The sequence below is a fragment of the Stenotrophomonas sp. SMYL8 genome (assembly GCF_036320065.1).
Classification (GTDB): domain Bacteria; phylum Pseudomonadota; class Gammaproteobacteria; order Xanthomonadales; family Xanthomonadaceae; genus Stenotrophomonas; species Stenotrophomonas maltophilia_A.
In genome coordinates, this window is record NZ_JAWIRR010000037.1 from 38912 (window position 1) to 45478 (window position 6567).

The window sequence follows — 6567 nt, forward strand, 5'->3', positions numbered from 1 at the left end:
GGTCGCCGATGTCCCGTACAGCTCCCCGCATCCATACCGATCCGGCGCAGATCGCGCGCCTGGAAGCCCTGCTGCCGCAGCTGGAAGGCGAAACGCAGGTGGAACTGACCCTGCAGGATGGTCGCCGGCTGCTCGGCACCGTCGCCGTGAAACCAACGGTGCAGCAATACCGCAACGAGGCCGGCGACGAAGGCAGCAACGGCCAGCTGCGGCTGGATGACTACGACACGCCGGTGCAGCAGCACCATGTGTGGCTGGATGAAATCGCCAGCATCCGCAGGTTGCCGCCCAGGGTCTGACGGCAACCTGCCAACCCCATCCACGCATGGCGTGGATCTACTGGAAAGGGCCACGCATGGATGTGCGTGACCTCGTCATCGGCCAGGCCTCATGCCGTCCACGCACAGCGTGGATTTTCCAGAGGTTGCAGTAGAGCCACGCCATGCGTGGCTGTTGGGATCAATGCTCGAACAACGTAGGCGTCGCCTCGAACCGGCGCGCATAGGCGCGTTCTTCCGCCACCCTCGCCACCTCGTCGTCGGCCAGGTCCGGTGCGCCGTACACCGCATACGCCACGCTGCCGTCGGCGCCATGGCCGACCTGGTGCAGCCGGTAGCGTGAGTGGCCGCCGCCGGTGTCCTCGGGGTAATGCACGGGCGGATGGCTGCCTTCCAGGTCCATTTCGCTGTTGTCGACCACGCCACCGACGAACAAGGCTCGCATGCAGGTTCTCCTGGGTTTCCGGGGGAGCCTCTACCCTGAACGTTTCAATGTTTCTGCCACATCAAGGCCCCGTTCGGGTTTCGCAAAGCGACCAGCCGGGGCCGGCGCGGCCAAGCCGGTACAATGGACGGCCCTCACGCTTGAAGTACCCGCGCCGATGGCCTCCAGCGACGACGCCCCCCTGCAGACCCTGCTCCTGCCGTTCTCCCAAGGCGCCCTGCGCTGGCCGGAGGGCCCGGTGGCGTTCCTGCGTGCCCGCGATGGCTGGCCGCTGCGCGAAGCGGCCGGCAACCGCGAAGTGCATTGCGAGCAGAGCTTTGCCCCGTTCGCGCAGCCGCTGCAGCAGGCCGCCGGCTGGACCGTCAGCGGCCAGCTGGATGATGTGGCCGGCAAGGGCCGCTACCCGCTGGTGCTGGTGCTGCCGCCGCGCCAGCGCGAGGAGGCCCGTGCCCTGTTCGCGCGCGCGCTGGCGCTGGTCGCCGACGGCGGCCGCATCGTCGCCTGCCAGTCCAACAACGAAGGTGCACGTTCGGGCGAGGGTGACCTCAAGCAACTGACCGGCCTCGGCGGCAGCCTGACCAAAAACCACTGTCGCGTGTACTGGACCGCCCCGATGCAGGGCCAGCACGACGCCGACCTGGCCAAGCGCTGGTCGGCACTGGATGCGGTGCGGCCGATCGTCGGCGGCCGTTTCCTCAGCCGCCCGGGCGTGTTCGCCTGGGATCGCATCGACCCGGCGTCGGCGCTGTTGGCCGAGCACCTGCCGGCCGACCTGGCCGGGCGTGCCGCCGACCTCGGCGCGGGCTATGGCTATCTGTCGCGCGAGCTGCTGGAACGCTGCCCGAAGATCACCGCGCTGGATCTGTACGAAGCCGAGCAGCGTGCGTTGGCCCTGGCCGAACTGAACCTGGCGCCGCCGCCGCGCGCGCTGCCGCTGCGCTTCCTGTGGCAGGACGTCACCGCCGGCATCGAGCCGGGCTACGACGTCATCATCAGCAACCCGCCGTTCCACACGCCCTCGCGCGCCGATCGCCCGGACATCGGCCAGCGCTTCATCGCCGTGGCCGCGCAGGCGCTGCGCCCGGGCGGACGCCTGTACGTGGTGGCCAACCGCCACCTGCCGTACGAGTACACGCTCAACGAGAGCTTTGGCGCGGTGCGCGTGATCGCCGAGCGTGATGGCTTCAAGCTGGTGGAAGCGGTGAAGGGGAAGGGCAAGTGAAGCTGGTCAAGCTTATCGCCAACCTGGGCTATGGCAGCCGCAAGCAGGTGCAGTGGATGTTCCGCGAAGGCCGCGTCACCGACGCCGACGGCGAGGTGCTGTATGCCGACGACCAGGTGCCGCACGAGGCGATCCGGGTCGACGGCGAGCCGCTGGACCCGCCGGTGGGGCTGTCGATCGCGCTGCACAAGCCGGCCGGCTACACCTGTTCGACCAAGGACACCGGCCGCCTGATCTACGACCTGCTGCCGCCGCGCTTCCGCGACCGCGATCCGGTGCTGTCCACCGTGGGCCGCCTTGACCGCGAGACCAGCGGCCTGCTGCTGCTGACCGACGATGGCGGCCTGCTGCACCGGATCATCTCGCCGAAGTCGAAGCTGCCCAAGGTCTACGAAGTGGAACTGAGCGACGACCTGCGCGGCGACGAAGTGGCGTTGTTCGCCAGCGGTACGCTGATGCTGGAGTCCGAGAAGACCCCCCTGCTGCCGGCTGAACTGGAAGTGCTGGATGCGCGTCGCGCACGCCTGGTACTGCATGAAGGCCGCTACCATCAGGTACGCCGCATGTTCGCCGCCACCGGCAACCACGTGCAGACCCTGCACCGCAGCCGCGTCGGCGGGCTGGACCTGCAGGGACTGGACGAGGGGCAATGGCGGCAGCTCACCTCCACCGATCTGGATACGCTGTTCGCTCCATGACCACCATCGCTGCGCTGCCGTTCCTGCCCGACGCCGTCATCTTTGACATGGACGGCCTGATGATCGACAGCGAGCGGGTCTCGCTGGCCTGCTGGAGCGAGGCGGCCGACGAATTCGGGCTGGGCCTGGACGAGACCGTGTTCCTGCGCATGGTCGGCCTCGGTGACCGTGACACGCACGCGCTGCTGCGTGCGCAGGGTATCGAGGACAGCGTGATCGAAGCGGTGGCCGCACGCTGCCATGAGCTGTACGAAGCACGCACACAGACCGGCCTGCCGCTGCGTCCGGGCATTCTGGAGCTGCTGGAGCTGCTGAAAGCGCACGCGGTACCGCGCGCGGTGGCAACCACCACGCGGCAGCCGCGGGCCAACCGCAAGCTGGCCGCTGCCGGCCTGCTGCCGTATTTCGATGCCGTGATCACCAGTGGTGATGTGGCGCGGCCGAAGCCGGCGCCGGATATCTACCTGCTGGCCGCGCAGCGGCTGGGCCAGGCGCCGGAACGCTGCCTGGCGCTGGAAGACTCACCGGCCGGTACGCGTGCGGCGCTGGCGGCCGGCATGACCGTGATCCAGGTGCCTGACCTGGTGCATCCGGATGAAGAGTTGCGTGCCCTGGGCCACCGCATCGTTGGATCGCTGGTGGACGCGCACGCGCTGCTGCTGCCGCTGCTGCCGAGGTAACGGTGGGCGCCGACCGTGGGTCGGCACTCTTTGCTGCTTTGGTGGGTGCCGACCGTTGGTCGGCACACCTGCCCCATCACACCCGCCCGAACACCAGTGCAGCGTTGGTGCCACCGAAGCCAAAGCTGTTGGACATCACCGTATCCAGCTTCTGCTCGCGGCTCTCGCGCAGGATCGGGAAGCTTTCCACCTTCGGGTCCAGTTCGCCGATGTTGGCCGAACCGGCAACGAAGCCATCGCGCATCATCAGCAGGCAGTAGATCGCCTCATGCACGCTGGCCGCACCCAGCGAATGGCCGGACAGCGCCTTGGTCGAGGACAGCGGCGGCACCGCGTCGCCGAACACTTCGCGGATCGCGTTGAGCTCGGTGACGTCGCCCAGCGGGGTCGAGGTGCCGTGGGTGTTGAGATAGTCCAGCGGGCGATCGACGCCCTGCAGCGCCATCTTCATGCAGCGCACCGCGCCTTCACCGGACGGCGCGACCATGTCGGCGCCATCGGACGTCACGCCGTAACCGATCAGCTCGGCATGGATGTGCGCACCGCGCGCAACGGCGTGGTCGTAGTCCTCCAGCACCAGCATGCCGCCGCCACCGGCGATGACGAAGCCGTCGCGGTCCTTGTCGTATGGACGCGAGGCGCTGGCCGGGGTCTCGTTGAAGCTGGTCGACAGCGCACCCATCGCATCGAACATCACGCTCATCGACCAGTGCAGGTCTTCACCGCCACCGGCGAACATGATGTCCTGCGCGCCATGGCGGATCATGTCCGCGGCGGCGCCGATGCAGTGCGCCGAGGTGGCGCAGGCGGCCGACAGCGAATAGCTGACGCCCTTGATCTGGTAGGCCGTGGCCAGGCAGGCCGAGACCGTCGAGCACATCGTGCGCGGCACCATGTACGGGCCGACCTTGCGCACCCCACGTTCGCGCAGCAGGTCGACCGCGCCGATCTGCCATTCGCTGGAGCCGCCACCGGAACCGGCGATCAGGCCGGTGCGCAGGCTGCTGACCTGCTCGGCGCTGAGCCCGGCATCGGCGATGGCATCGCGCATGGCCAGATAGGCGAAGGCCGCCGCATCGCTCATGAAGCGCTTCTGCTTGCGGTCGATCAGCGCCTCCAGATCGAGGTCGACACGACCGCCGACCTGGCTGCGCAGGCCCGCTTCGGCGTGGTCGGCCAGGGCGGTGATGCCCGAGCGCCCTTCGCGCAGCGCGGCCGAAACGGTATCCAGATCATTGCCGAGGCAGGACGTGATGCCCATGCCGGTGATGACGACGCGACGCATCAGAAGCTCCCGGTTTCGGTGAACAGGCCGACGCGCAGGTCGCGCGCGCTGTAGATTTCGCGGTCATCCACATACATGCGGGCGTCCGACTGGGCCATCACCAGCTTGCGGTTGATGACGCGGCTGATGTCGATCTCGTAACGCACCAGCTTGGCCTCCGGCAGTACCTGGCCGGTGAACTTCACCTCGCCGCAGCCCAGTGCGCGGCCCTTGCCGGGGGCGCCCAGCCAGGTCAGGAAGAAGCCGGTCAGCTGCCACATGGCATCCAGGCCGAGGCAGCCGGGCATCACCGGGTCGCCGATGAAGTGGCAGCCGAAGAACCACAGGTCCGGGCGGATATCCAGTTCGGCGCGTACCATGCCCTTGCCATGCGGTCCGCCGTCCTCGCGGATGTCGGTGATGCGGTCGAACATCAGCATCGGATCGTTGGGCAAACGGCCGGCGGCGGTGCCGAACAGTTCACCGCGTGCGCTGGCCAGCAGCTGTTCGCGGTTGAACGCGTGGAGACGGGTCATGAAGCACAATCCTGGAAGCGGGGAAACAGGGAAACAAGCGCTCGAGGATGCCCGTGGAAACTGCGCCGATCAAACATTTCAACCGTACGCAACCGTAGTGTTTTCAATGGAATACGCGCATCCTGTTGATGTGCAACGACCATACTTCGGCGTGTGGCCCGTTCGGCACGCCCCCGCCCTTTCCGCCTGACATGACCCGACTGCGCAAGATCATCCACGTCGACATGGACGCGTTCTACGCGTCGGTGGAGCAGCGCGACGATCCGTCACTGCGCGGCAAACCAGTGGTTGTGGCATGGCGTGGTGCACGCTCGGTGGTGTGCGCGGCCTCGTACGAGGCACGCGTGTTTGGCGTGCGTTCGGCGATGCCTGCCGTGCGTGCCGAGCGCCTGTGCCCGGACGCGATCTTCGTGCCGCCGGACTTCGCGCGTTACAAGGCGGTGTCACAACAGGTACGCGCGATCTTCCTGCGCCATACCGACCTGGTCGAGCCGCTGTCGCTGGACGAGGCCTATCTGGACGTGACCGAGCCGAAGAGCGGCATCGAACTGGCCACCGACATCGCCCGCACCATCCGTGCGCAGATCCGCGAGGAGACGAACCTGACCGCTTCAGCCGGGATCGCGCCGAACAAGTTCCTGGCCAAGATCGCTTCGGACTGGCGCAAGCCCGATGGCCAGTTCGTGATTCCACCGCAGCGGGTGGACGCGTTCCTGCTGCCGCTGCCGGTGAACCGCGTGCCCGGCGTCGGCAAGGTAATGGAAGGCAAGCTGGCTGCGCGCGGCATCGTCACCTGCGGCGACCTGCGGCAGTGGGCACTGATCGATCTGGAAGAGGCGTTCGGCAGTTTCGGCCGCAGTCTGTACAACCGCGCACGCGGCATCGACGAGCGCCCGGTGGAACCGGACCAGCAGGTGCAGTCGATTTCCTCCGAAGACACCTTCGCCGAAGACCTGCCGTTGGAAGACCTGGGGGAGGCAATCGTGCAGTTGGCAGAGAAGACCTGGAATGCCACGCGCAAGACCGAACGCGTCGGCCACACCGTGGTGCTGAAACTGAAGACCGCGCAGTTCCGCATCCTCACCCGCAGCTTCACCCCCGAGCGCCCGCCGGAATCGATGGAAGAACTGCGCGACATCGCCCTGGCCCTGCGCGCCCGCGTCGACCTGCCGGCGGAGACGCGCTACCGCCTGGTCGGCGTCGGGCTGGGCGGCTTCCGCGAAAAGGAACCGATGGTGCAGGGCGAATTGTTCGAGCACTGATCATTGCCGTGCCGACCAACGGTCGGCACCCACCAACAGCGGCAGGTTCCATCAGCAGCAGGTTCCGACAGATGGCGGGAAACTGTCGAAGGCGGGGTGGGTCCGGTTGCGGGGGCGTGAGCGCCATGGATGGCGCGACCGAGCCTCCATGGACGGATTCACGGCGTCCCCCGCAACCGGAC

Annotated in this window: 8 protein-coding genes; 5 read left to right on the plus strand and 3 right to left on the minus strand. The window is 67.6% G+C overall.

Features of this window, described 5'->3' with window-relative positions:
- The first annotated feature begins 8 nt into the window (after positions 1-8).
- Positions 9-299, plus strand: a complete 291-nt coding sequence (locus V3B25_RS20055; protein ID WP_032128738.1) for a DUF3247 family protein — start codon at positions 9-11, stop codon at positions 297-299.
- Between the two features lie 160 nt (positions 300-459).
- On the opposite strand, the gene V3B25_RS20060 is transcribed toward V3B25_RS20055, so the two are convergent.
- The gene (locus tag V3B25_RS20060) at positions 460-723 is read right to left on the minus strand and encodes a hypothetical protein (protein ID WP_005407925.1); all 264 of its coding nucleotides are present in this window, start codon (positions 721-723) and stop codon (positions 460-462) included.
- A 157-nt stretch (positions 724-880) separates the two neighbouring features.
- On the opposite strand from V3B25_RS20060, the gene V3B25_RS20065 reads away from it, so the two are divergent.
- The 3 genes from V3B25_RS20065 to V3B25_RS20075 are packed head-to-tail and all read left to right on the plus strand — an operon-like array spanning position 881 to position 3323.
- Positions 881-1945, plus strand: a complete 1065-nt coding sequence (locus V3B25_RS20065; RefSeq protein ID WP_201118091.1) for a class I SAM-dependent methyltransferase — start codon at positions 881-883, stop codon at positions 1943-1945.
- Complete coding sequence (locus V3B25_RS20070) at positions 1942-2643, plus strand: pseudouridine synthase (RefSeq protein WP_049424821.1); 702 nt, start codon at positions 1942-1944, stop codon at positions 2641-2643. The genes V3B25_RS20065 and V3B25_RS20070 overlap by 4 nt, the downstream gene beginning before the upstream one ends.
- A complete protein-coding gene (locus tag V3B25_RS20075) occupies positions 2640-3323 on the plus strand; it encodes an HAD family phosphatase (protein WP_049424823.1) in 684 nt (227 codons plus the stop codon). The genes V3B25_RS20070 and V3B25_RS20075 overlap by 4 nt, the downstream gene beginning before the upstream one ends.
- Before the next feature lie 76 nt (positions 3324-3399).
- Here V3B25_RS20075 and fabB read toward each other — a convergent pair whose 3' ends face one another.
- Entirely contained in the window at positions 3400-4608 is a 1209-nt protein-coding gene (gene fabB, locus V3B25_RS20080; RefSeq protein ID WP_012479031.1) for a beta-ketoacyl-ACP synthase I, read from the minus strand.
- A complete protein-coding gene (gene fabA / locus V3B25_RS20085; RefSeq protein ID WP_005407930.1) occupies positions 4608-5123 on the minus strand; it encodes a 3-hydroxyacyl-[acyl-carrier-protein] dehydratase FabA in 516 nt (171 codons plus the stop codon). The genes fabB and fabA overlap by 1 nt, the downstream gene beginning before the upstream one ends.
- Before the next feature lie 191 nt (positions 5124-5314).
- Here fabA and dinB point away from each other — a divergent pair, with 191 nt between their 5' ends.
- Positions 5315-6385, plus strand: coding sequence for a DNA polymerase IV (gene dinB, locus V3B25_RS20090; RefSeq protein WP_049424829.1), 1071 nt, complete (start codon positions 5315-5317; stop codon positions 6383-6385).
- The last annotated feature ends 182 nt before the right edge of the window (positions 6386-6567 follow it).